The organism is Klebsiella ornithinolytica, assembly GCF_030505655.1.
Taxonomy (GTDB): domain Bacteria; phylum Pseudomonadota; class Gammaproteobacteria; order Enterobacterales; family Enterobacteriaceae; genus Klebsiella; species Klebsiella ornithinolytica.
This window is the reverse complement of record NZ_CP130153.1, coordinates 4,563,244-4,586,053: the sequence shown is the minus strand read 5'-3', so window position 1 is coordinate 4,586,053 and position 22,810 is coordinate 4,563,244. Positions and strand designations below refer to the sequence as shown.

The following is a 22,810-nucleotide window of genomic DNA, read 5'->3' as shown; positions in this document are numbered from 1 at the left end:
GAAAGTCATATTAACCGGCATTCTAACAGCAGCATTCAGAGGGGCAATGGTTTTAGGCAATCGATAACGACGATCGCCGTAATGGCTAACAATGGGGAAGGGGGCTCTACCAGATTGCCGGCTTTTCGGCACCGAGGTTTTCCAGCACGTCACGCAAAGCGGTGCCATCGGGGAAATGGAGCGTCGGGGCAATCTCGTACAGCGGCCACAGCATAAAACCGCGGTTTTTCATATCGTAGTGCGGTACCGTCAGGCGCTCGCTGTTTATCACCGCATCGCCAAACAGCATGATATCGAGATCCAGCGTACGGGGGCCCCAGCGTTCGGCTTTGCGTTGACGGCCCTGCTGCAGCTCGATGCGCTGGGTATGATCCAGCAGGGCTTCCGCCTGCAGATGCGTGTCCAGGGCGACGGTGGCGTTGAGGTAGTCAGGCTGATCCTGCGGTCCCAGCGGCGGCGTGCGGTAAAAAGAGGAGACGGCGACCATCCGGCTGTCCGGAATGGCAGCCAGCGCCGTCACGGCAGCATTGACCTGCTCCAGAGGAGAGGCCAGATTGCTGCCGATTGCGATGTAGACGCGGGTCATGCACCACCCTGACGCGGGGTGCGTTTGCGCGGGCGACGATGACGGCGGCGCGGCGCGGGTTCGTCATCGAGCTCGTTAAGCATCTCTTTTTGATCTGGCGGCGCGGCAACCTGGAACTCGCCCCACCATTTGGTCAGACGCTGCAGTTCGCCATTTTTCTCGGCGCCGGCACGCAGCTCCAGCAGATCGTAGGCGGCGCGGAATTTCGGATGTTCCATCAGCTTCCACGCGCGTTTGCCCTGGCGGCGGGACATGCGCAGCTGCAGCTGCCAGATATCGCGTACCAGCGTGGTAATACGCTTCGGAATGGCCAGCGTACGGCAGGCTTCATCCAGCACATCGTTCATTGCCAGGGCGAAAGCGTCGTTATAGGCCAGACCGCTCTCCTGGGTGATTTTCTGCGCCATTTCCAGCAGCGGATACCAGAACATGACCGCGAACAGGAACGCCGGGTTAACGCGCATATCGTTATGGATGCGGTTATCGGTATTCTTCAGCACCTGGGTAATGATGTGTTCCATCGGGCTATCGCCGCGCTCGGTAAAGTAGCGGGTGATGGTCGGGAACAGCGGCTGGAACAGGTTATATTCGCGCAGCAGCATGTAGGTATCATAGCCGTAGCCCGCCTGCAGCAGCTTCAGGACTTCTTCGAACAGACGCGCCGGAGGAACGTCATGGAGCAGTGCGGCAAGACGCGGAATCGGCTCGGCGGTTTCCGCGCTGATGTTCATATTGAGCTTGGCGGCAAAGCGCACAGCGCGCAGCATGCGGACCGGATCTTCGCGGTAGCGGGTTTCCGGATCGCCAATCAGGCGAATCATGCCCTCCTGCAGATCTTTCATGCCGCCGACGTAGTCGCGCACGGTAAAATCAGCCACGCTGTAATACAGGCTGTTAATGGTGAAGTCGCGACGCTGGGCATCTTCTTCGATCGAACCGAAGATGTTGTCGCGCAGCAGCATCCCGTTCTGGCCGCGCTGTGAAGTCACACGATCGGTGGTGTGTCCTTCATGGTGGCCGCGGAAGGTGGCGACTTCGATGATTTCCGGCCCGAACATCACGTGCGCCAGGCGGAAACGACGGCCCACCAGACGACAGTTGCGGAACAGTTTACGAACCTGATCCGGCGTCGCGCTGGTTGTCACGTCAAAATCTTTCGGTTTTTTACCGAGCAGGAGGTCACGTACGCCACCGCCGACGAGATAGGCTTCATAGCCCGCCTTGTTCAGTCGATAGAGCACCTTGAGGGCATTATCACTGATATCTTTGCGGGAAATTGCATGCTGTTCACGCGGGATAACCGTCATATGCGTTTGTTCAACGGCGGCTTCTGCGTCGCGCTCTTCACGGCTTAGCACCTTACGGCAAAAATTAGCGACTCGGGTAAAAATGTTGCACCTCGTAGTGTCAGACGGACTTCAGATCAAAATATTACTCTATGCATTTCGGGTTGCAGCAAGGCGGCAAACTTGTGAGTCCCAGGCGCATAGATCGCTATGTGACCGGGGTGAACAAGTGCACCAACGCAGGAGCAACTTGAAAGGCGACGAGAAAAATAGCGGCTAATCATAGCTCAGCGAGAGTCATTTGAGAATGCTGGATTTTTTGCGGGTCCCAGTTGGCTACCGCATTCTTCAGTAAATCCTCAATACTTAACGCTCGCCATTCCTGCTCAATATCCTGATTAAGAAACATTAACGCCCGCATAATTTCGGGACGCGGATCGCCCTCCGGCAGCGCCGGGGCGTGGTTTTGTTTGGAGAGTTTATTCCCCTGGGCATTCACTGCCAGCGGCAGATGGACATAGTCCGGAGCCTGCCAGCCAAAATGCTGATACAGCGAAATCTGGCGCACCGTCGGTTCGATAAGATCCGCCCCGCGGACGATTTCGCTGACCCCCTGGAAATGATCGTCCACCACCACCGCCAGATTATAGGCGAACAGACCGTCGCGGCGATGGATAATGAAATCTTCCCGCGCCAGCGCTTCATCGGCGACGAGGGTGCCGCGCAGACGGTCATAAAACGCGAGGACCGGGCGCGTCTGACGTAAGCGCAGGGCGGCGTCGTTTGCGCTAAGTCGTAAATCGCGGCAGTGGCCGTCATACACGCCGCCGACGGCATGAATACGGGCCCGGGTACAGGTGCAGTAATAGCAAAGCCCCTGTTCGTGCAGCCAGGCCAACCGTTCGCGGTAGGCTTCGTGACGCTGCGACTGCCACAGCACTTCGCCGTCCCAGTGCAGGCCGTAGTGCTCTAGCTGGCGCAGAATCGTACTGGCGGCGCCGGGGACTTCCCGCGGCGGATCGATATCTTCAATGCGTACGCGCCAGATACCGTTTTGCGCACGGGCCTGAAGATAGCTGCCGAGAGCGGCAATCAAAGAGCCGAAATGAAGTTCGCCGGAAGGTGAGGGGGCAAAGCGGCCAATATAGTGTGAGTCATTCATGGGTGACTAATAAAACATGTAGGCGGGAGAGACTCCCGCCGGAGATACGATAGCGAAGCGGATTAGCCAGCCATCTGCTTTTCGCGAATTTCCGCCAGCGTTTTGCAGTCGATGCACAGGTCAGCGGTCGGACGCGCTTCCAGACGGCGAATGCCAATCTCAACGCCACAGGATTCGCAGAAGCCGAAATCCTCGTCTTCGACTTTCTTCAGCGTTTTCTCGATCTTTTTGATCAGTTTACGTTCGCGGTCGCGGTTACGCAGTTCCAGGCTGAATTCTTCTTCCTGAGCGGCACGGTCGACCGGATCCGGGAAGTTAGCTGCTTCATCCTGCATGTGCGATACGGTGCGATCCACTTCATCCCTGAGTTGATTACGCCATGCTTCAAGAATACGCTTGAAGTGCGCCAGCTGGGCTTCGTTCATATACTCTTCGCCCGGCTTCTCTTGATATGGCTCCACCCCAGCGATGGCGAGAATACTCAGGGACGATGTTTTACGGTTTTGCCCTTCTTGCATGTTGCTTCTCCTTAACACGCACTATCGATCCCCATGTTGGGGGAAAAATCAGGCCGCTATAAATAGCAGATGCTTTTCCGGATAGCAATTATCTAAACGTTACACTTGACAACCCTGTGAAGAAAAGCGTATTTGCGCTCGCGACCCGGACACAATTTAGCCGTTTATTTACCGGGGGTTAACACCGCGGTAATCGGCTTATTCAGAGTCATCATTTCGGTAGAAAGTTCCGCTTTATAAACGAGAATTTCTACCCCCTTGGTTTGCGCCTCAATCAACAGCTGTGCGTATCTGGCATCAATATGATGCGCGGGTGAGAAACGGTCAATCGCCGAATGGAGCACGGCGAACAAGATTACGGCCCGGTCACCTGCCGCCGCCACGCTCATCAGCTCCCGAAGGTGCTTTTGACCGCGCTCGGTAACAGCATCGGGGAAATAACCGCTGTCATTTTCCGCCAACGTAACCGATTTCACTTCAATATAGCAGTTTTGTCGCTCTTCTGCCTGTAACATAATATCGATACGACTCTTTTCCTCGCCGTATTTTACTTCACTTTTCAGCGTGTTATAGCCAGAAAGTTCGACAATGTTCCCCGCCAGTATCGCCTCTTTTGCCAGTATATTCGCGCGTAAAGTATTAACACAAATTATCGCGCCCCGTTGGGTTTGCGTTAATTCCCAGGTATGGGCGTATTTGCGTTTCGGGTTATCCGACGTGGAGTACCAGACAGTGTCGCCGGGTGTCGCGCAGCCGGTCATCGCGCCGGTATTCGGGCAGTGTAGCGTAAGTTCCCGACCGTCGGGGGTGACCACATCCGCCAAAAACCGTTTGTAACGCTTAATCAGGATGGCGGATTGTAAAGGTGGATTGAACAGCATCAGCTTTCCTTGTTGAAGGGATAACGTTCCAGCGCGGTATAGCGGGTGCGTCCGCGGGAAAAACGGGATTCATAAAGCACAAACTCACTGACGGCAAAAGTCCAGCTGAAGCCCGGGGGCGGAATGGGCACCGCGTGGCGGGCCTCGCGCAGCAGGGTGATATGCGGATGAAACGGCTGCGGGCTTTGATAGCAACCGCTGCGTGCCGCCTGGGCGCGCAGCATGCTGGCCAGCTGTAGCAGGCCGCGCGGAGGCCGGCGGGTGCCGAGCCACACCACGCGGGAACGCAGCCACTGGCCGGCATCGTCGAGGGTGAGCGTAAATCCGGGCTGGCGGATGCGTCCGGCCAGCGCCGCCAGCGCACGCTGCTTGTCCGCGCTGACTTCGCCAAGAAAGGCCAGCGTCAGGTGCAGGTTATCTGCGGCCACCGGCCGTCCGGCATCTTCCGCAAAGTTCGCCGCGCGCCAGTGAACGATTTGCCGCTGGGCTTCAGCAGGCAGCTCAAGGGCGAAAAACAGCCTTTTCGGCTCGGACATGATAGAGACTCGGTAATGAATTATCAGGATGCTACAATGCTTGCCCTCAAATGTTAACCTCCGGAGCCATTCGTGTCCCAATTGCCGGTTGCCGCCATCCTCCCTGAACTTCTTTCTGCACTCCAGCAGGCGCCGCAGGTATTGCTCACTGCGCCAACCGGCGCCGGGAAATCGACCTGGCTGCCGCTGCAAATACTCGCCGATGGCCATATCGACGGGCGCATTATCCTGCTGGAGCCGCGGCGATTAGCCGCCCGCAACGTGGCACAACGTCTGGCGGAGCTGCTGGGTGAGAAACCGGGGGCGACCGTCGGCTACCGGATGCGCGCGGAAACCTGCGTCGGAGCGAATACGCGGCTGGAGGTGGTGACTGAAGGCATTCTGACGCGGATGATCCAGCACGATCCCGAACTGAGCGGCGTCGGACTGGTGATCCTCGATGAGTTCCACGAGCGCAGTCTGCAGGCGGATCTGGCGCTGGCGCTGCTGCTGGATGTCCAACAGGGGCTACGCGATGATCTTAAACTGCTGATTATGTCAGCGACGCTGGATAACGATCGTCTGCAGCGGCTGCTGCCCTCGGCTCCGACCCTCTCCTCTGAAGGGCGTGCGTTCCCGGTGGAAAAACGTTTTCAGGCGCTTGCCGCTCATCAGCGTTTCGATGAAGCGGTCGCTATCGCCGCTGCGGAGCTGCTGCGCCAGGAGCGCGGCTCGATGCTGCTGTTCCTCCCGGGCGTGGGGGAAATTCAGCGGGTCCAGGCGCAGCTGGCTGAGCGGGTGGCCGACGATGTGGTGCTTTGCCCGCTGTACGGGGCGCTGCCGCTAAGCGAGCAGCGTAAAGCGATTCTCCCGGCCGCCGAAGGTCAGCGCAAAGTGGTGCTGGCAACCAATATCGCCGAGACTAGCTTAACCATCGAAGGTATCCGGCTGGTGGTCGATAGCGCCCAGGAGCGCGTCGCTCGCTTTGACGCCCGTACCGGTTTAACCCGACTGGTGACGCAACGCATCAGCCAGGCGTCAATGACCCAACGCGCCGGTCGCGCCGGCCGTCTGGAGCCGGGGATTTGTTTGCATTTGATCGGCAAAGAGCAGGCGGAACGCGCGGCGGTACAGAGCGATCCTGAGATACTGCACAGCGATCTCTCGGCGCTGCTGCTGGAGCTCTTCCAGTGGGGATGCCACGATCCGGCGCAGCTGAACTGGCTCGATTTGCCGCCGGAAGCAAACCTGGCCGCGGCCCGACGTTTGCTGACGGCGCTATCGGCGCTGGAGGGCGACAGGTTATCGGCACGCGGGCGCAAAATGGCCACCCTGGGTAATGACCCGCGGCTCGCGGCCATGTTGACAGCGGCAGTTGATGCGGATGATGCGGCGACTGCGGCGAAACTGGCGGCGATCCTCGAAGAGCCTCCGCGCGGCGGAAACAGCGATCTCGGCGCGGCGTTTGCCCGCCAGCAGCCGAACTGGCAGCAGCGGGCGCAACAGCTTCTGAAGCGACTGGGCAGCCGCGATGGTCAGCCCGATGCGCAACGCCTGGCGCCGCTGCTGGCACCGGCATTTGTCGACCGGATTGCCCGTCGCCGCGGTCAGGAAGGGCGCTATCAGCTCGCCAACGGGATGGGGGCGATGCTGGACGCCGATGATGCGCTCGGGCGCCACGAATGGCTGATTGCGCCTCTGCTCCTGCAGGGAAGCACCTCGCCGGACGCGCGGATTCTGCTGGCGCTGCCGCTGGATGTCAATGCGCTGCTGGCGCAGTGCCCCGGGTTGGCGCAGCGTTCCGATACCGTCGAATGGGATGAAACGCAGGGGACGCTGAAGGCCTGGCGACGCACCTGCATCGGTCAACTGGTGTTAAAAACCCAGCCGCTGGCGAAACCCTCGGAAGAGGAGCTGCATCAGGCGATGCTCAACGGCATCCGCGATAAGGGCCTCGGCGTGCTTAACTGGACGCCGGAAGCCGAACAGCTGCGTCTGCGCCTGCTCTGCGCGGCACAATGGCTGCCAGAAGAGGCGTGGCCGGCCGTCGACGATGCTTCGCTGCTGGACTCGCTTGAAGCCTGGCTGCTACCGCAGATGAGCGGAGTGCACTCGCTGCGCGCGCTGAAAGCGTTGGATGTGCGCCAGGCGCTACAAAACGGGTTGCCGTGGTCATTGCGCCAGAAGCTGGACAGCGAACTGCCAACCCATTACACGGTGCCGACCGGAAGCCGGATAGCGATCCGCTACCATGCCGACAATCCGCCCGCGCTGGCGGTACGTATGCAGGAGATGTTTGGCGAAGCCACCACGCCGACGATAGCTCAGGGGCGGATCGCGCTGGTGCTGGAGCTGCTGTCGCCTGCGCAGCGTCCGCTGCAGATTACCCGTGACCTCAGCGCTTTCTGGCAGGGGACCTATCGCGAGGTGCAAAAAGAGATGAAGGGACGTTATCCCAAACATGTCTGGCCGGACGACCCGGCCAATACCGCGCCGACGCGGCGCACCAAAAAGTATTCGTAGCCGGGCTTGTCGAGCCGCGGTTACAGCGTCTGAGTCCACAGAAACAGGCCGCTGCCCGCCAGCGCCAGCCAGGGGCCGAAGGCCAGCGGCTGATCCAGCGACTGGAGCGTGATCCGCCGTTGCAGCAAGGTCCAGATCAGGCCGCTGGCCGAGGCGCACAGCAGCGTCTGCGGCAGGATCTGCCAGCCGGACCATGCGCCGAGTGCCGCCAGCAGCTTAAAATCGCCGTATCCTAGCGCCTCTTTGCCGGTCAGCAGGCGAAACAGCCAGTAAACCGTCCACAGTGATAAATAGCCCGTCATGGCGCCGATCACCGCTTCGCTGAGCGGGACAAACGTGCCGTTGAGATTAAACAGCAGACCGGCCCACAGCAGCGGCAGAGTCAGCCGATCCGGCAGGAGCTGAGTCTGGCCGTCGATGATCGCCAGTACCAGCAGCGTGGAGAGCAGGATCAGGCCCCCCAGCAGCGATAATCCCGGCGTCAGCAGATAGCCGGCCAACACAAAGAGCAGTCCGCTGGCCAGTTCCGTCAGCGGATAGCGCTGAGAAATGGGCGCCTGGCAGCAGCGGGCGCGCCCTTTGAGTGAGAGATAGCTGAGCAGCGGAATATTATCCCGCCAGATGATGGGCCGCTGGCACTGGGGGCAGAAGGAGGCGGGAACGCACAGGTTGAATCGTGCGGACTCTTCCTGCTGCATCATCAGCGGCAAACGGTAGATAACCACGTTAAAAAAGCTGCCAAACGTCAGGCCGAAAATAAACAACAATCCGCCCCATAACAGGGGGAACTGCAACGAAAATGCGCTCAGTAGCGTCATGATGTCTCCTGTGATTACCATTTTCCCTGCAGCTGCCAGGGAATGCGTCCCTGCTCATCCTGGCGCTGATGTTGGGCAACAAGCAGGGTGAGGAGGGCTGGGGTTGATTGACGTGTCTGGAGCTTGCCGCGAAAGGCGTAGCGACCATCGGGGCTCAAGGTGCCTTCGCCGGTGAGGCTGAGCTGATGAGAGTCCTGGCTGAGGGTGAGCGCCAGCGCCCCTGCCGGCGTGCAGCTAAATTTGCCGCTTACGTCGGCCAGCTCAAGGGAACCGGCCGGAGAACTTAGCTGCGCTTCCCGCCACTGCACGCGACCGCCGGACACCTGCTGGCAGCCGGTTTGGTTAAAGCGACCTTCCGACAGATTCAGGGTGATCTGGCCGCGGGCTTCGGCTGGCAGCGCCGGCGTCAGCCAGAGCCTGGCAAGGTTAGCGGGGATGGTAAAAAGGCCGTTCTGCAAGCGGAGCGTGGTCATGCCCTGTAGCGAGACGTGTCCGCGTAAGCCGTCGGGGTCGTCAAGCGTGACCCGCCAGCCGGGAAGGCCGGACGAGAAGGTCAGCGTCCAGCGAAGGTGGTCAAGGCGGACGCCGCGCCAGGCTAACTGTCGGGCCTCACCTTGCCATACGGTTCCGGTGAGCTCACCGACCCTGACGCCGTCCGGCAGGGCGAAAGTCAGCAGACGGGCCGGCGCGGTCAACAGCAGCCAGAACAGATAGATCCCCGCGATCAGCAGGCCGAACGCGACTTTACGGGGCATGCGGACGCTCCAGCACCAGGGTTGTCACCGTCACCCAACCGGGTTGCGTCGGTTGAGCGCTGACGGCCAGAGAAGAGGCGAGGATCCCCTGGCGGGCGAGGGCGTCCAGCCAGGTCATCAGCGCCTGAAAAGTGCAGGCCGGCAACGTCACGTTTATCCGGGTGCCCTGCGGCTGTAGCCGGACAATCGCCAGCTCCAGGCGGGTGGCTTCACGCATGATGACCGCGGAGAGATCCTCCTTCGTCGCGGTCGCGGCCTCCGGCGTGTGGCGGGCTAGCTGCTGGAGCCGGGGCGTTTGCTGCTGCATCCAGCGCAGGGTTGCCTGCTCTCTGACCAGCATTTGTTGCCAGCGGGCTTCCCGACTGAGCCACGGCTGCCAGAGCGCGTACCAGATGATGCCCACCGCCAGCAGCAGCCCCATGCCGATTAACAGACGCTGTTCCCGACGGGTGCGCTGTTGCCATAACATAAGCCAGTTAGCCATCGTTGCCCTCCAGCGTCAGACGCCCTTCAATTCCGTCGGGGCGGGGCTTCATTTCTCCTGTACGCACGCGAAAACCGGCCTGCGCGCGGGCGGTGAACTGCTCCAGCGCCCGTGAAGAAACCGCCGAAATATCGAGCTGAAGCGCATTGCGGGCAGCATCCCAGGTCAACGCCCGCAGCTGAATCCCCGGGGTATCGGAGACCATATTTTGCAAGGTGCGAATATGGGCGACCAGCGGTGAGGTGGCGGTTGTTGCCTCCAGCTGGCGCAGGTGCTGCTGCATCTGCAGCCGCGGGTTGATAACGTTTTTATCGTTTTTGAACCAGTGGCGATAAAACGCCTGGCTGGCCTCCCGGGCCGCATCCGCCTGGCGGCTCAGGGCAAGGTGGTCAAGCACGGTATTGGTGCTCCATAGCAGCGCCAGCGCTGCCGCCGCGGCGAGCGTCGGGCGCCAGCGCCGGCCGGCCGGCTGCCAGCGACGCTTTGGCGCAAAGGCCCCCTGACGTAAACAGATCCGCCGGGCCGCCGGGTTCGCCGCCGCCAGGGCGAGCACATCCTGCGGCGCGAGCGCGCGCCAGGGGACGAAGGTGGCAGGCGGCGGGGAATAGCAATCGATCGGCGGCAGCGTTTCCCAGGCCGCGAGTAATTCCGCAAGCCACGGGGTTTCTACCGCCATCCCGCGCCAGGCGTCCTGGCGAATCAGCCATTGGTCATCGGCCTGTACCGCGCTCCAGCGATCGGGGTGGCAGGGCAGCGTCAATACATCCGGCGTCAGCGCAAGAATATTGAGCCCTGGCTCGTCGCAGCGGGTGAGCCAGGCGGCCATCTTCTGCCGTGCTATCGCCGCGACGGCACAGTGCTCGCGCTGACGGTGGAGCAGGGCGAAGTGGGTCTCGTCGACGTCGGTGGCCAGCTGCTCTTCCAGTAAAAACGGCACCACCTGTTGCGGCGCTTTGCGCAGGCCCGCCGGGAGCGTGACGTGGTGGAAGGCGCAGTCGCTGGCCGGGACCAGTACCCAGGCGGGATAGCGTTGCGCCAGATCGGGGAGCGTGGAGTCAGCGCCGGTGGCGGACCACTCGCCGCAGGCTTCCCGTTGCGGGTCACCCGGGCAGGTCAGTCGCCAGGCGATGGGGCGCTCGGGGGCAGCAAGACGCACAATGAGCATCTCCCGCTGCGCTGTTTTATCGTGATTCATCGGCCACCCTATAGAGTCCATAACGCCGCTGGATAATACGGAAAGTCCGTCCCTCTTTTTGCAGGACACTCCGCTGCTGATAACGCGTGCTGCCCATGACCACGGTGAAGGCGGCCACAAACCGCTCGCTGTGAACCGTCAGCCACGGGCGGGCGGCGGCGGTATCGCTTTGCTGTAAAGCCGGCAGAGCCAGGAAAGCGGCAACGCTGTTCCAGCCGCTGCGCGGGCGATCCTGCAGCAGCTGGCGCGCCTGCTGGAGATTGACGCCGGTGGGAAAGAGCGCCATCAGCAGCGGGGCCTGGTCTGGCCTGAGCGTATTCACGTTGAGCTGCAGGGCGTCGTCCGGCAGGGCGCAAACAAAGGGCAGCAGGCGTAGATACAGCGCGGCGTCCATTCCGGCAATCAGCCGCAGTTCGCTGACGTCCTGGATCTTCTGATTCGCGGTGAGGTATCCCGGCGAGCGCGCCATGTATACCTCATCTTCGCCGCCGTTGAGGCGCGGCGCCCGGTCGCCATCGATCCAGTCGCGTAGCGCGGCGGTGAGCTGGAGCGCCCGTAGCGGCTCTGTGCCGAGGTTTTCCAGCAGGCGGGTAAAGGCGCGCGCCGGCCAGGGGATCTCTTCGCTCTCTTCGCCGCTGCCGCGGTTGATCGCATTGAGGTTAAAGCAGGCCTGGCCATCGGTGATGGTCGCGTTAATCTCGCCGTCGTTGACCGTGAAGCGGCGCCCCTCCTGCGCCCAGTTTTGCGCCAGATGAGTTTGGTTCGGAGAGTCCAGCGCATCGCGCTGGAGCAGCGCGGCGGCCATGGTTTCCGCCCCTAGCGCATACCATTTTGCCTGCAGGTTATCGAGGGTGGTGGCGGTTTGCTGATAGAGGCGCGCCGTGCGCTCGGTCATCGCGCTTGCCAGCACCATCATCAGGGCCAGGATCAGCAGCACCATCAGGAGCGCGACGCCGCGCTGTCGCTGGTTCATTGGCTGACTCCGGGCGTTATCAGAAACAGGCGCGTGATATCCCCGTAGCCGTCCAGCGTCAGGGTGACTTCGAGCCCCTGGGGCAGGCTTTGTGTGCTGTCCCAGCGCTCCTGCCAGCGGCCATTGGCATAGAAGCGCAGACGGAAGGCCTGGATGCCCTCTTGCAGGACGTCCACCGTCGGTTCGACGCCGGTGAGCGGATCCTGCTGATCATAACTCAGCCGCTCCAGCTGCTGCTGGCGCAGGCGGTAGCTGACGTTCTGGATCTCGGAGCGCGGCAGCATCCCCAATGGATTCGGCCAGCCGTTGCGGCTGAAGGCTATCGCCCAGTCATCGCTGTGGAGCTGAAAACGTCCGGCAAAAAAGAGGCTGGCGCTCTCGCGACTGCGGCGCGGGATAATCTGATTGAAGTCGGCGGCCATCTGGCTGAAGGTGCGTTGCAGCGCCTCAACGTGCAGCGTTTTTTCCCGGGTCAGGCTATCCGCGCGGAGGACGTTTTGCAGAATCGCCATCGCGGCGATGCTCAGCGCCGCCAGAATAGCCAGCGCCAGCAGCATTTCCACGAGGGTGAAGCCGTGCATCTTGCCTCTGGTCATGGCTGAGTCACGTAGGTGCGCAGGGACGCGATCGGCGTCTTATCACGCTTATCGTGACGGACCTCGACATCCAGCGCCCGCAGCTGCGGGATTTCCGTTTCCACGCCTTGCCAGCGGATATACCAGCGGCTTCCCGCCGCCTGTACCGTGGTTTCCGAGCTGCTCAGCGCCGGCCAGCGATTTTCCAGCTTCAGCTGTACCAGCTGGTTATCGGCGAGCCAGCCGGCGAGGGTTTTCTCCTCCATCCGCCCCATATGGCGGGTCTGCTGGAGAGTCGCCTGCATGACGGAGAGCCCGGCCAGGGCAAAGACCACCAGGGCGACCATGACTTCGATGAGCGTCATTCCGGATTGTGCTTTCATCGTCCATCATCCTGTCGGGCTGAGCGGATTGTGCCGCGGGCATCGACGGCGATCCCTTCGGCGCTGCCGATCTGCAGCTGAAACGGCGTGACCTCGCCGCCGGGAAACAGCAGAACATCGGGCTGTTCCCCCGGGGTCCATTGGGCATCATGCGGGAAGCTCAGGGTCAGTTTTCCCGATGCGACCTCGCCTGCGGTGGCGACGCGACCCGGCGGTAACGGCAGCCAGCGATAACCGTACCAGCTCTCCTCCGTGCCGGGATTCGCCTCAGCGTCATCGCGCGGTTGCAGCAGCATAAACTGCCAGCGATCGGGGTGAATCGAGATGCCAAAGAACTGGCCGGTCTGTAGCCCGCGTTCGCGGATAAAGCGCAGCTGCGTCTGAAAGCGCGCAAGAGTTTGTGCCGCGTCATCCTCGCGCGATGTCGGAAACGCCAGCATCACCATGCCCGCGCTGACGCCCATCAACAGCAAAATGAGCATCATTTCCAGTAACGTGAAGCCGCGCTGTCGCACTATTTTTTCCCGATATTCCAGTTGCCAATATCGTCGTTGGTGTCCGGCATTCCGTCAGGGCCAACGCTAAACACGTCGATTTGACCATGCTGTCCCGGGCTGAGCAGCTGATAGTCGTTGCCCCACGGATCCTGAGGCAGACGGCGGATATAGCCGCCCTCCGGGTAGTTACGCGCCTGCGGCTCGGCGGTCGGTCGGCTGACTAGCGCCTGCAGACCCTGTTCGCTATTGGGGTAACGACTGTTGTCCAGTTTGTACATATCCAGCGCCCCCTCCAGCGCCACCAGATCGCTGACCACCTTCTGGCGATCCGCTTTTTCTTTGTTGCCCATTAAGTTGGGCACCACCAGGCTGGCGAGAATGCCGAGGATGACAATCACCACCATAATTTCCAGTAACGTGAAGCCGCGCTGCCGTTGCATATTTTTCTCCATTAAGACAATTACATACTCATAAGGGTGTTGAGTTGCAGGATCGGTTGCAGGATCGCCAGAACGATAAACAGCACCATTCCAGCCATCGCCACCACCAGCAGAGGTTCAAACAGGCTGAGCGCCATCTGAATTTGCGCGCTCAGTTCGCGGTCCTGGTTGTCGGCGGCACGTTCGAGCATGCCGTTGAGTTCTCCGCTCTGTTCGCCGCTGGCCACCATGTAGCGCATCATCGGCGGGAAGAGGGCGGTCATTTCCAGGGCGCGATGCAGACTAATGCCTTCGCGTACCGACTCCGTGGCCGCCTCCAGCTGGCGGCGTGCCCACGCGTTGCTCAGCACTTCCGCGCTGATGCGCATCGACAGCAGCAGCGGAACGGCGCTGGCGTTCAGAATGCTTAAGGTTCGGGCATAGCGGGCGCTGTTGATGCTGCGGGCGACCCGACCGATCAGCGGCAGGCGCAGCAGCTGTTTGTGCCACAGCAGGCGCCGCGCGGGCTGACGTAGGGCGTAGTGCAGCAGCAGGCCTCCGCCGATCAGCGTCAGCAACAGCCAGGGGCCGGCGGTACGGACGAGATCGCTGAGGGCCATCAACAGGCGGGTGGAGAACGGCAGCGCCTGTTTCATATGGACAAACTGGTCGACGACTTTGGGCACCACCGTGGAGAGCAAAATGGCGATCACGCTGATAGCGACCAGCGTCAGGACGATAGGGTAGATCATCGCCTGCAGCAGACGGGCGCGCAGCTGCTGGCGCTGTTCGGTATAGTCCGCCAGCCGGTTCAGGACGCCGTCAAGATGGCCGGAGGTTTCCCCGGCGGCCACCATGGCGCAGTACAGCTGGTCGAAACAGCCCGGATAACCGCGCATGGATTCCGCCAGCGAATGGCCTTCAAGCACCTTGCCACGCACGCCCGCCATCAGGGTCTTGAGATGGGCTTTTTCGCACTGCTGCGCCACGGCATCCAGCGCTTTCTCTAGCGGGATGGCGGCCGCCACCAGCGTGGCCAGCTGGCGGGTCAGCAAGGCCAGATCGCTGGCACTGGTGCGCCGCGTCAGCAGCGATCGAGGGGAGCCCGGCGTGGCCTGCGCAACGGCGTGAATCTCCAGGAGCAGCCAGCCTTTTTCCCGCAGCAGCTGGCGGGCGTGACGGGCGGAGTCGGCCTGCTGCACGCCGCGCTGGGTTTTGCCATGCTCATCGAGCGCCTGATAACGGAAGATAGCCATTTTAGTCTGCTTCTCCCGCGCGCTGTTCGGTCACTCTGACCACCTCTTGCCAACTGGTGATTCCGGCCAGCACCTTTTCCCGCCCGGCATCCCGTAGAGTGGTGTAGTCCGACCCCAGCTGCTGAATCAGCGTTAATTCATTTTCTCCCCGGTGGATGGCCATGCGCACCCGATCGTCAATCCGCAGCAGTTCATGGATCCCGGTGCGTCCGCGATAACCGGTAAAACTACACTCTGCGCAGCCGACCGCCCGCCACAGCGGCGTTCCGCGGGCGATGGCCATTTGGCCGGCGGTTTGCGCATCGGCCGGCTGCGACTGGCGGCAGTGCGGGCAAAGGCGGCGCACCAGACGCTGTGACATGACGGCCAGCAGCGAAGTGGAGAGCAAAAACGGCTCGACGCCCATATCCTGCAGACGTGAAATGGCCCCCAGCGCGCTGTTGGTATGGAGCGTGGAGAGCACCAGATGTCCGGTCAGCGAGGCCTGCACGGCGATCTGCGCCGTCTCGCCATCGCGAATTTCCCCCACCAGCACCACATCCGGATCCTGGCGCAAAATCGCGCGCAGCCCGCGGGCAAAGGTCATCTCCACTTTGGCGTTGACCTGGGTCTGGCCGATACCCTCCAGCTCATATTCGACCGGGTCCTCAATGGTCATGATATTGCGCTCCCGGGCGTCGAGCCGGCTGAGGGCGGCGTACAGGGTGGTACTTTTTCCTGACCCGGTGGGGCCGGTAACCAGAATAATGCCGTGCGGACGAGCCATCAGATCGTCGACCTGCTGCAACAGCGCGGGCGGCATCCCCAGAGTGAGCAGATCGAGGTTGACGCTGTTTTTGTCCAGCAGACGCAACACCACGCGTTCGCCGTAGCTGGAAGGCAGCGTTGAGACGCGAACATCGACGGCGCGCCCGCCAATGCGCAGCGCCATGCGCCCGTCCTGCGGAATGCGTTTCTCCGCGATGTCGAGGCTTGCCATGACCTTAATGCGTGAGATCAGCAGGGCGGCGAGACGGCGCTGTGGGCGCAGGATTTCGCGCAGGACGCCATCCACCCGAAAGCGAATTTGCAGATGGCGTTCGTAGGTTTCGATATGAATATCAGAGGCTTTTTCTTTGATGGCCTCGGTGAGCATGGCGTTAATCAGGCGAATGATTGGCGCATCGTCCTCGCTGTCCAGCAGGTCGTCGGTGTCCGGCAGCTCTTCGGCCAGGGTGTATAAATCCAGCTCGTTACCGATATCGGCCATCATGCGCCGGGCTTCTGCTGAGTCCCGCTGGTAGCTCAGCAGCAACAGCTTTTCAAACTCTTCAGCGGAGAGATGTTCAACGGCGATCGGGCCATCCGCGACCCGCCGCGCCTCCAGCAACGCCTGAGCGGACGTGCTGCGCAGGCAGCGGACCAGAGACGTCGCGCCATCGCTGAGCAGCACGATATTGTGGGCGCGGGCGTAGACAAAGGGCAGTAGCGGGCGAGCCTCGGTTGCTGGCGTCATAGTTTGCCTCCGAGGTTGAAGGCATCGATGGCGGCGCTTATCTGGCGAAAAGCCACGGTGTCCTGCTGCGGGTAGATATGCAGCCGATCGTCACTCAGCAACGCCTCGTTGTTCTCTTTGCCGCGCTGTTTAGTCTGGGCTTCGTTAAAAGCGTTGTACTGGCCCGAAGAGGCCTGACGGTAGCTATCGCGATCGCGGATGATGGTCGGGCGGATAAACAGCATCAGGTTCCGTTTGGAGACTTTCTTACTGCTGGAGCGGAAAAGGGCGCCGATAACCGGAATATCCCCGAGCAGAGGCACTTTATCCGCGGTATCGGTGACGCTTTTGTCCAGCAGTCCACCGACCACCACCGTTTCGCCGCTGCCCACCAGCACCGCATTATTCACCGTGCGGGTGTTGAAGGTGGCCCCTAAATCAGCGCTGGTGCTGGAGGCGGAGTCGGCGACGCTGGAGACCTCCTGTTCGATCTCCAGCAGCACCGAATCGCCTTCGTTGATCTGCGGTTTGACCTTGAGCTTGATACCGACGGTTTTACGTTCAACGGTGTTGAAGATGTTATCCCCGGAGGTGGTTTGCGAACCGCTGAGCACCGGGACTTCCTGGCCGACGTTAAAGGTGGCTTCCATGTTGTCGAGAGTGACAATGCTGGGGGTGGCGAGAATATCGTTTTTGCTGCTGCTGGAGAGCGCGGTCAGCAGCATCGCCCAGTTGCCCTGGTAAAACCCGGCGGCGATGCCGTTAAACGAGCTTAACGCGCTGGCAAGCGAAGTGGTGACCGTGCCGTCTTTGTTGTATTGATTGGCGCCGGCAATCACCGTCGACATCGGCAGACCGCTGTTGTTGAACTGGGTCATCCCGGCATTTTTGTTGGCCCACTGGACGCCGAGGTTGAGGCCGTCGGCGTCCTGAACTTCGGCAATGATTGCTTCCACCAGCACCTGCGGACGGCGTATATCCAGCTGGGCGATCACTCGCTCAAGATCGTTCATCACGTCCGGCGCGGCGGTGACAATCAGGGCGTTGGTCTGGCCGTGGGCCTTGATAATGATATTTTTATCCAGCGCGTCCACCGGTTTCGCGTTCTGCTTGTCGCTCTGCAGGGTGCTGCTGATGCCGGTTAACACCTCCACCAGATCGGCGGCTTTGGCGTACTTGAGGTAGATAACTTTGGTGTTGCCCTGTACCGCCTGTTGGCGGTCGAGCTGTTTAATCATGGTGATAATTCGCTGCCGTGAATTCGGCTCGCCGCTCACCAGTACCGAATTGGTACGCTCGTCGGCGACCACGTTCGCGACCATCGAACCGGGAAGCGCAGATTTACTGGTGTCTTTGTTTAACTCGGTGACCAGTTTGACGACGTCGGCGGCGGAGGCCCAGGAGAGCGGAACCGTGACTACGCTGCGATCGCCCGCGTTATCAACGCGCTCGACGATGGTCAGCAGACGTTTGATCACCGCCGCGCGCCCGGTCATCAGCAGCACGTTGGACGGCTCGTAGTGCACCACGCTGCCGGCCCCGGCGTTATCGTTGAGCTGGCGCAGCAGCGGCGCCAGATCGCGGGCGGCCACGTTGGTCAGCGGAACCACGCGGGTCACGACTTCATCCCCTTCGCCGGGGGCGGCATCGCTGGCGACCGGGACCGCGGCGGTTTTGGCATCTTTCGAACGTACCACTTTGAGCACGCCGTTATTCATATTGATAACGGCAAAACCATAGACATCCAGTACGCTGAGGAAAAACTGATAATATTGCTCTTCGTTGAGCATATCGTAACTACGGACGGTAATGGTGCCGCGTACGCTGGGGTCAATGATGACCGTTTTATTCAGGTTTTTACTCACGGTATTAATAAATTCCTGAATGTCGGTTCCCTTAAAGCTGGCGGAGAATTCTTCCGCGTGCAGCGGCCTGAATAACAGCGAGCTGAATATCATCAGAGTGGTGAAAATCAGGCGGAAAATCGTTGTCTTTGCCAATTATTCATCCCTCAATGCTAAATAGATATCTTGTCGCTGGCCTTCGCGTTCGACGGTTAGGGTTATTTCACTGAGCTCCGGGAGCTGTTTTAATGCCTGCTGAGCCTGTTGCCGATCGCGAAGATCAAGTCCGTTTAAAGCGACCGCCAGATCGTTTTCATGTAAACCAGATTCACGGAAAAGCGTGGGGTCTTTGCCGGGATTAAGCCGATATCCGCTGAGCTGTTGATTGACCATGACCGGGGAAATATTGAGGTAATTAAGAATATTTTGCGGCTGCTGGCGAATCTGGCTGAGTGATGAATTAAGCGCGGTGCCAGGGGCGCCAGCGGTTTTCGCCGTGGGGGCATCCGCGAGTAAAATTGCTTCATTTCTGCCCCGGTAGCTGACAATAATGCGATCGCGCAGAATGGCGATAATCCGGGCTTCATTACCCGGTGTACTGTCGCCGGTCATCAGACTAACCTGTTGATTTCCTTTTGCCATGATGACAATCGAGCGGGCCGCGTCGCTGCTGGCGAGCAGGCCGGTAATCCGCAGCTTAAGGGAAGAGATCGGGGCCTGTTCGAGGCCGCCGTCATGCGCTGATGACGGCGGTTTTTTTTCTGCGCGACCGAACAGTGTGAATACCGGTAATTCAGCTTTTGGTGCCGGGATGAGCGCGGCGATCTCCGGCGCGTCATTCATCTCAATACCCGTAGAGGAAGCAGGGAGTATCATTCGCCAGCTTAATTTTGCCAGCTGTTGGCCAATCAGTAATAAGGTGACGAGCATGGCAATATGCGGTGCGTAATGCATGTATTTTTTATTTATTAGTGTTAACTGCATCACAGAAATATATCTTTTTATTCCGTTGCTCATTTTATTTCCCTCGAGGCGATACAGTACCCCTACCTATATTGGTGGGTGGTTTTTTTATATTGCGAGCTTTTATTGCGAGAAACCGGATTTGTCGTCGCGAATCATAATGAGTTTCGCGATCCGGGTCGTCATTCCCTTTTTATTTTTACTCCCCCGGCCACCTACGCCCCCCCATTAATTGTTAATGGATGATTGAACCGGAGAAAACAAAAATATCTAATTGCGACGCTTTACAGATAAACATCTTTTCTTACCTTTCATAAATTATTAAGCATATTAGGGACTATCGAATGCTCAGATATACCTGTAATGCCCTATTCCTTGGCTCGTTGATTTTACTTAGCGGCTGCGATAATAGTTCTTCATCTTCTTCCTCTGGTTCACCTGATAACCCTGGCAATCCTGATAACCAGGATGTCGTTGTTCGTTTACCCGATGTGGCGGTTCCTGGTGAGGCCGTGATGGCGACGGCGAATCAGGCCGTCATCCATCTGGTCGATATTGCCGGGATCACCGGTACCAGCCCGGCGGATTACAGCAGTAAGAACCTGTATCTCTGGAATAATGAAACCTGCGATGCTTTAAGCGCGCCGGTAGCCGACTGGAATGACGTCAGCACGACGCCGGCCGGTAGCGATAAATACGGCCCGTACTGGGTCATTCCACTGAATAAAGAGAGCGGTTGTATCAACGTCATCGTCAGAGATGGCACCAACAAGTTGATCGACAGCGACCTGCGCGTGTCCTTTGGCGACTTCACCGATCGCACGGTATCGGTGATCGCGGGTAACAGCGCGATCTATGACTCTCGCGCTGACGCCTTCCGCGCCGCTTTCGGCGTGGCGCTTGCCGAAGCGCACTGGGTTGATAAAACGACGCTGCTGTGGCCGGCTGGCGAAGACAAGCCAATCGTCCGGTTGTACTACAGCCACAGCAGCAAAGTGGCGGCCGATAGCGAAGGAAAATTTACCGACCGTTACCTGAAGCTGACGCCAACCACCATCAGCCAGCAGGTCAGCATGCGTTTCCCGCAGCTTTCAGGCTATGCGGCGTTTAAACTGCCGGATGATGCCAAAACGGATGAGTTGCTGCAGGGGGAAACGGTAGCCATTGCCGCCGCAGAGGACGGGATCCTGATTTCCGCCACCCAGGTGCAGACGGCGGGCGTACTGGATGATACCTATGCGCCGGCGGCGGAAGCGCTGAATTACGGGGCTCAGATGAGCGACGGCGGGGTCAATTTCCGTCTGTGGGCGCCCACCGCGCAGCAGGTCGATCTGGTGCTCTACAGCGCGGATAAAAAAGTGGTGGCCAGCCATCCGATGACCCGTGACAGCGCATCGGGTTCCTGGACATGGCAGGGCGGTAGCGACCTGAAAGGGGCGTTCTATCGCTACGCGCTGACGGTTTACCATCCGCAGTCGCGCCAGGTTGAACAGTATGAAGTGACTGACCCGTACTCCCATAGCTTATCCACTAACTCGGAATACAGTCAGGTCGTTGACCTCAACGACAGCGATCTTAAGCCAGAAGGCTGGGATAGTCTGACAATGCCGCATGCTCAGAAAACCAAAGCCGATCTGGCGAAAATGACGATTCATGAATCGCACATTCGCGATCTCTCCGCCTGGGATCAGACCGTTCCGGCCGAACTGCGCGGTAAATACCTTGCGCTGACCGCCGGCGACAGCAATATGGTGCAGCATCTGAAGAAGCTCTCCGCTTCAGGCGTCACGCACGTTGAGCTGCTGCCGGTCTTCGATCTGGCAACGGTCAACGAGTTCAGCGATAAAGTCGCCGATATCCAGCAGTCGTTCAGCCACCTGTGCGACGTTAACAGCGCGGTGAAGAGCAGCGAATTTGCCGGGTATTGCTCCAGCGGCTCCACCGTTGAAGAGGTGCTCAATCAGCTGAAGCAGGGCGATAGCCAGGACAATCCGCAGGTTCAGGCGCTGAACACCCTGGTGGCGCAGACCGACTCCTATAACTGGGGTTACGATCCGTTCCACTATACGGTGCCGGAAGGTTCGTACGCGACCAATCCGGAGGGGACGACGCGCATCAAAGAGTTTCGCACCATGATTCAGACGATCAAGCAGGATCTGGGCATGAACGTCATTATGGATGTCGTGTACAACCATACTAATGCCGCCGGACCAACTGACCGTACGTCGGTGCTGGATAAAATAGTGCCCTGGTACTATCAGCGTCTGAATGAAAGCACCGGCAGCGTTGAGTCAGCCACCTGTTGTTCGGATTCAGCGCCTGAGCATCGGATGTTCGCGAAGCTTATTGCCGATTCGCTGGCGGTGTGGACCACGGATTATAAAATCGATGGTTTCCGCTTCGACCTGATGGGCTATCACCCGAAAGCGCAAATTCTTTCGGCGTGGGATCGCATTAAGGCCCTGAACCCGGATATCTACTTCTTCGGCGAAGGCTGGGACTCTAACCAGAGCGATCGCTTTGAAATTGCCTCGCAGATCAACCTGAAAGGCACTGGCATCGGTACGTTCTCCGATCGTCTGCGCGACGCCGTCCGCGGCGGCGGCCCGTTCGATTCCGGCGATGCGCTGCGTGAAAACCAGGGGGTTGGCAGCGGCGCGGGCGTGTTGCCCAACGAGCTGACCCGTCTGAACGATGACCAGGTTCATCACCTGGCCGACCTGACTCGTCTGGGGATGGCCGGTAACCTTGCCGATTTTATCCTGATCGATAAAGACGGCGCGGTGAAGAAAGGCAGCGAAATTGACTATAACGGCGCACCTGGCGGCTATGCCGCTGACCCGACGGAAGTCGTCAACTATGTTTCGAAGCACGACAACCAGACGCTGTGGGACATGATTACCTACAAAGCCGCGCAGCAGGCTGACCTGAATACGCGCGTGCGGATGCAGGCGGTGTCGCTGGCGACGGTGATGCTGGGGCAGGGGATTGCTTTCGACCAGCAGGGTTCTGAACTGCTGCGCTCGAAATCCTTTACCCGCGACTCCTACGACTCCGGCGACTGGTTTAACCGCGTGGACTATGCCATGCAGGACAATAACTTTAATGTCGGGATGCCGCGCATCAGCGATGACGGCAGCAACTATGAGGTGATTTCTCGCGTTAAAGAGATGGTTGCCACGCCTGGCGAAGCGGAGCTGAAGCAGATGACCGCATTCTACCAGGAGCTGACCGGGCTGCGTAAATCCTCCCCGCTGTTCACCTTAGGCGACGGCAGCGCGGTGATGAAGCGCGTGGATTTCCGTAATACCGGGCCAGATCAGCAGGCCGGTCTGCTGATCATGACCATCGATGATGGCGTGCAGGCAGGGGCGAGTCTCGATAGCCGGGTTGATGGGCTGGTGGTGGCGATCAACGCCGCATCCGAGAGCCGGACCCTCAATGATTTCATCGGCGACAATCTGCAGCTGAGCACCATCCAGCAGGCTGCCGGTGACGGATCGCTGGCGAGCGGCGTGGAGATTGCGGCCAATGGCGCGATTACCCTGCCAGCCTGGTCCGTGGCGGTACTGGAAAAACCTCAGGGCGATGCCCAGGGGACGGGGCTGCCGGTGAGCAGTAAGTAACGCCGGGGCTTTTGCCGCTCCCTGAGAAGGGGGCCTGATAGCCCGGCAGACATTGCCGGGCTATTGTTTTATGGGGA

General features: G+C 59.9%; 21 protein-coding genes. 2 read left to right on the top strand and 19 right to left on the bottom strand.

The features are described 5' to 3' along the window. Nucleotides 1-106: 106 nt before the first annotated feature. The 6 genes from folK to thpR form a co-directional block, all read right to left on the bottom strand. On the bottom strand, nucleotides 107-586 hold the full coding sequence (gene folK / locus Q1L34_RS21815) for a 2-amino-4-hydroxy-6-hydroxymethyldihydropteridine diphosphokinase (protein WP_327204282.1): 480 nt from the start codon (nucleotides 584-586) through the stop codon (nucleotides 107-109). Next, nucleotides 583-1,977 (bottom strand): polynucleotide adenylyltransferase PcnB, encoded by a 1,395-nt coding sequence (gene pcnB / locus Q1L34_RS21810; protein ID WP_071824645.1) that lies wholly within the window; start codon nucleotides 1,975-1,977, stop codon nucleotides 583-585. Before pcnB ends, folK begins: the two co-directional genes overlap by 4 nt. A gap of 175 nt (nucleotides 1,978-2,152) precedes the next feature. Then, the gene (gene gluQRS, locus Q1L34_RS21805) at nucleotides 2,153-3,034 is read right to left on the bottom strand and encodes a tRNA glutamyl-Q(34) synthetase GluQRS (RefSeq protein WP_004858016.1); all 882 of its coding nucleotides are present in this window, start codon (nucleotides 3,032-3,034) and stop codon (nucleotides 2,153-2,155) included. A 62-nt stretch (nucleotides 3,035-3,096) separates the two neighbouring features. Then, nucleotides 3,097-3,552: an RNA polymerase-binding protein DksA gene (gene dksA, locus Q1L34_RS21800; RefSeq protein ID WP_004858018.1), complete on the bottom strand. Its 456-nt coding sequence runs from the start codon at nucleotides 3,550-3,552 to the stop codon at nucleotides 3,097-3,099. A 164-nt stretch (nucleotides 3,553-3,716) separates the two neighbouring features. Then, the gene (sfsA, locus tag Q1L34_RS21795; protein ID WP_071359157.1) at nucleotides 3,717-4,433 is read right to left on the bottom strand and encodes a DNA/RNA nuclease SfsA; all 717 of its coding nucleotides are present in this window, start codon (nucleotides 4,431-4,433) and stop codon (nucleotides 3,717-3,719) included. Further along, entirely contained in the window at nucleotides 4,433-4,969 is a 537-nt protein-coding gene (thpR, locus tag Q1L34_RS21790; protein ID WP_004858022.1) for an RNA 2',3'-cyclic phosphodiesterase, read from the bottom strand. Before thpR ends, sfsA begins: the two co-directional genes overlap by 1 nt. A 72-nt stretch (nucleotides 4,970-5,041) precedes the next feature. Here thpR and hrpB point away from each other — a divergent pair, with 72 nt between their 5' ends. Beyond that, nucleotides 5,042-7,471: an ATP-dependent helicase HrpB gene (gene hrpB, locus Q1L34_RS21785; RefSeq protein ID WP_064359573.1), complete on the top strand. Its 2,430-nt coding sequence runs from the start codon at nucleotides 5,042-5,044 to the stop codon at nucleotides 7,469-7,471. Between the two features lie 20 nt (nucleotides 7,472-7,491). On the opposite strand, the gene Q1L34_RS21780 is transcribed toward hrpB, so the two are convergent. The 13 genes from Q1L34_RS21780 to gspC are packed head-to-tail and all read right to left on the bottom strand — an operon-like array spanning nucleotide 7,492 to nucleotide 19,161. Next, entirely contained in the window at nucleotides 7,492-8,289 is a 798-nt protein-coding gene (locus Q1L34_RS21780; RefSeq protein ID WP_327204281.1) for a prepilin peptidase, read from the bottom strand. 14 nt (nucleotides 8,290-8,303) lie between these two features. Beyond that, nucleotides 8,304-9,044 carry a type II secretion system protein N gene (locus tag Q1L34_RS21775; protein WP_097357756.1) on the bottom strand — a complete coding sequence of 247 codons (741 nt, stop codon included), beginning with the start codon at nucleotides 9,042-9,044 and terminating at the stop codon, nucleotides 8,304-8,306. Beyond that, a complete protein-coding gene (locus Q1L34_RS21770) occupies nucleotides 9,034-9,528 on the bottom strand; it encodes a type II secretion system protein M (protein ID WP_032716581.1) in 495 nt (164 codons plus the stop codon). Before Q1L34_RS21770 ends, Q1L34_RS21775 begins: the two co-directional genes overlap by 11 nt. Next, the gene (gene gspL, locus Q1L34_RS21765) at nucleotides 9,521-10,723 is read right to left on the bottom strand and encodes a type II secretion system protein GspL (RefSeq protein WP_327204280.1); all 1,203 of its coding nucleotides are present in this window, start codon (nucleotides 10,721-10,723) and stop codon (nucleotides 9,521-9,523) included. The genes Q1L34_RS21770 and gspL overlap by 8 nt, the downstream gene beginning before the upstream one ends. Continuing rightward, complete coding sequence (gspK, locus tag Q1L34_RS21760; RefSeq protein WP_054829280.1) at nucleotides 10,710-11,696, bottom strand: type II secretion system minor pseudopilin GspK; 987 nt, start codon at nucleotides 11,694-11,696, stop codon at nucleotides 10,710-10,712. The genes gspL and gspK overlap by 14 nt, the downstream gene beginning before the upstream one ends. Then, a complete protein-coding gene (gspJ, locus tag Q1L34_RS21755) occupies nucleotides 11,693-12,277 on the bottom strand; it encodes a type II secretion system minor pseudopilin GspJ (RefSeq protein ID WP_004858042.1) in 585 nt (194 codons plus the stop codon). The genes gspK and gspJ overlap by 4 nt, the downstream gene beginning before the upstream one ends. Nucleotides 12,278-12,288: 11 nt before the next feature. Then, a complete protein-coding gene (gene gspI, locus Q1L34_RS21750; RefSeq protein WP_004858044.1) occupies nucleotides 12,289-12,654 on the bottom strand; it encodes a type II secretion system minor pseudopilin GspI in 366 nt (121 codons plus the stop codon). After that, nucleotides 12,651-13,136, bottom strand: a complete 486-nt coding sequence (gspH, locus tag Q1L34_RS21745) for a type II secretion system minor pseudopilin GspH (RefSeq protein WP_233470822.1) — start codon at nucleotides 13,134-13,136, stop codon at nucleotides 12,651-12,653. Before gspH ends, gspI begins: the two co-directional genes overlap by 4 nt. A gap of 32 nt (nucleotides 13,137-13,168) precedes the next feature. Beyond that, nucleotides 13,169-13,591 (bottom strand): type II secretion system major pseudopilin GspG, encoded by a 423-nt coding sequence (gspG, locus tag Q1L34_RS21740; protein WP_004858049.1) that lies wholly within the window; start codon nucleotides 13,589-13,591, stop codon nucleotides 13,169-13,171. 20 nt (nucleotides 13,592-13,611) lie between these two features. Further along, on the bottom strand, nucleotides 13,612-14,826 hold the full coding sequence (gene gspF, locus Q1L34_RS21735; protein ID WP_004858051.1) for a type II secretion system inner membrane protein GspF: 1,215 nt from the start codon (nucleotides 14,824-14,826) through the stop codon (nucleotides 13,612-13,614). Between the two features lies 1 nt (nucleotide 14,827). Further along, complete coding sequence (gene gspE / locus Q1L34_RS21730; RefSeq protein WP_099842793.1) at nucleotides 14,828-16,321, bottom strand: type II secretion system ATPase GspE; 1,494 nt, start codon at nucleotides 16,319-16,321, stop codon at nucleotides 14,828-14,830. After that, nucleotides 16,318-18,258: a GspD family T2SS secretin variant PulD gene (pulD, locus tag Q1L34_RS21725; protein WP_327204588.1), complete on the bottom strand. Its 1,941-nt coding sequence runs from the start codon at nucleotides 18,256-18,258 to the stop codon at nucleotides 16,318-16,320. The genes gspE and pulD overlap by 4 nt, the downstream gene beginning before the upstream one ends. Before the next feature lie 42 nt (nucleotides 18,259-18,300). Then, complete coding sequence (gene gspC, locus Q1L34_RS21720; RefSeq protein ID WP_327204279.1) at nucleotides 18,301-19,161, bottom strand: type II secretion system protein GspC; 861 nt, start codon at nucleotides 19,159-19,161, stop codon at nucleotides 18,301-18,303. Nucleotides 19,162-19,451: 290 nt separating this feature from the next. On the opposite strand from gspC, the gene pulA reads away from it, so the two are divergent. After that, complete coding sequence (pulA, locus tag Q1L34_RS21715) at nucleotides 19,452-22,733, top strand: pullulanase-type alpha-1,6-glucosidase (protein ID WP_004858060.1); 3,282 nt, start codon at nucleotides 19,452-19,454, stop codon at nucleotides 22,731-22,733. Nucleotides 22,734-22,810: the final 77 nt, after the last annotated feature.

Excerpts from the sequence above, each read along its gene's own strand:
- folK (WP_327204282.1), bottom strand. The coding sequence starts at position 586 with ATGACCCGCGTCTACATCGCAATCGGCAGCAATCTGGCCTCTCCTCTG.
- gluQRS (WP_004858016.1), bottom strand. The coding sequence starts at position 3,034 with ATGAATGACTCACACTATATTGGCCGCTTTGCCCCCTCACCTTCCGGC.
- dksA (WP_004858018.1), bottom strand. The coding sequence starts at position 3,552 with ATGCAAGAAGGGCAAAACCGTAAAACATCGTCCCTGAGTATTCTCGCC.
- sfsA (WP_071359157.1), bottom strand. The coding sequence starts at position 4,433 with ATGCTGTTCAATCCACCTTTACAATCCGCCATCCTGATTAAGCGTTAC.
- thpR (WP_004858022.1), bottom strand. The coding sequence starts at position 4,969 with ATGTCCGAGCCGAAAAGGCTGTTTTTCGCCCTTGAGCTGCCTGCTGAA.
- Q1L34_RS21780 (WP_327204281.1), bottom strand. The coding sequence starts at position 8,289 with ATGACGCTACTGAGCGCATTTTCGTTGCAGTTCCCCCTGTTATGGGGC.
- Q1L34_RS21775 (WP_097357756.1), bottom strand. The coding sequence starts at position 9,044 with ATGCCCCGTAAAGTCGCGTTCGGCCTGCTGATCGCGGGGATCTATCTG.
- Q1L34_RS21770 (WP_032716581.1), bottom strand. The coding sequence starts at position 9,528 with ATGGCTAACTGGCTTATGTTATGGCAACAGCGCACCCGTCGGGAACAG.
- gspL (WP_327204280.1), bottom strand. The coding sequence starts at position 10,723 with ATGAATCACGATAAAACAGCGCAGCGGGAGATGCTCATTGTGCGTCTT.
- gspK (WP_054829280.1), bottom strand. The coding sequence starts at position 11,696 with ATGAACCAGCGACAGCGCGGCGTCGCGCTCCTGATGGTGCTGCTGATC.
- gspJ (WP_004858042.1), bottom strand. The coding sequence starts at position 12,277 with ATGCACGGCTTCACCCTCGTGGAAATGCTGCTGGCGCTGGCTATTCTG.
- gspI (WP_004858044.1), bottom strand. The coding sequence starts at position 12,654 with ATGAAAGCACAATCCGGAATGACGCTCATCGAAGTCATGGTCGCCCTG.
- gspH (WP_233470822.1), bottom strand. The coding sequence starts at position 13,136 with ATGCTCATTTTGCTGTTGATGGGCGTCAGCGCGGGCATGGTGATGCTG.
- gspG (WP_004858049.1), bottom strand. The coding sequence starts at position 13,591 with ATGCAACGGCAGCGCGGCTTCACGTTACTGGAAATTATGGTGGTGATT.
- gspF (WP_004858051.1), bottom strand. The coding sequence starts at position 14,826 with ATGGCTATCTTCCGTTATCAGGCGCTCGATGAGCATGGCAAAACCCAG.
- gspE (WP_099842793.1), bottom strand. The coding sequence starts at position 16,321 with ATGACGCCAGCAACCGAGGCTCGCCCGCTACTGCCCTTTGTCTACGCC.
- pulD (WP_327204588.1), bottom strand. The coding sequence starts at position 18,258 with ATGATATTCAGCTCGCTGTTATTCAGGCCGCTGCACGCGGAAGAATTC.
- gspC (WP_327204279.1), bottom strand. The coding sequence starts at position 19,161 with ATGAGCAACGGAATAAAAAGATATATTTCTGTGATGCAGTTAACACTA.
- pulA (WP_004858060.1), top strand. The coding sequence starts at position 19,452 with ATGCTCAGATATACCTGTAATGCCCTATTCCTTGGCTCGTTGATTTTA.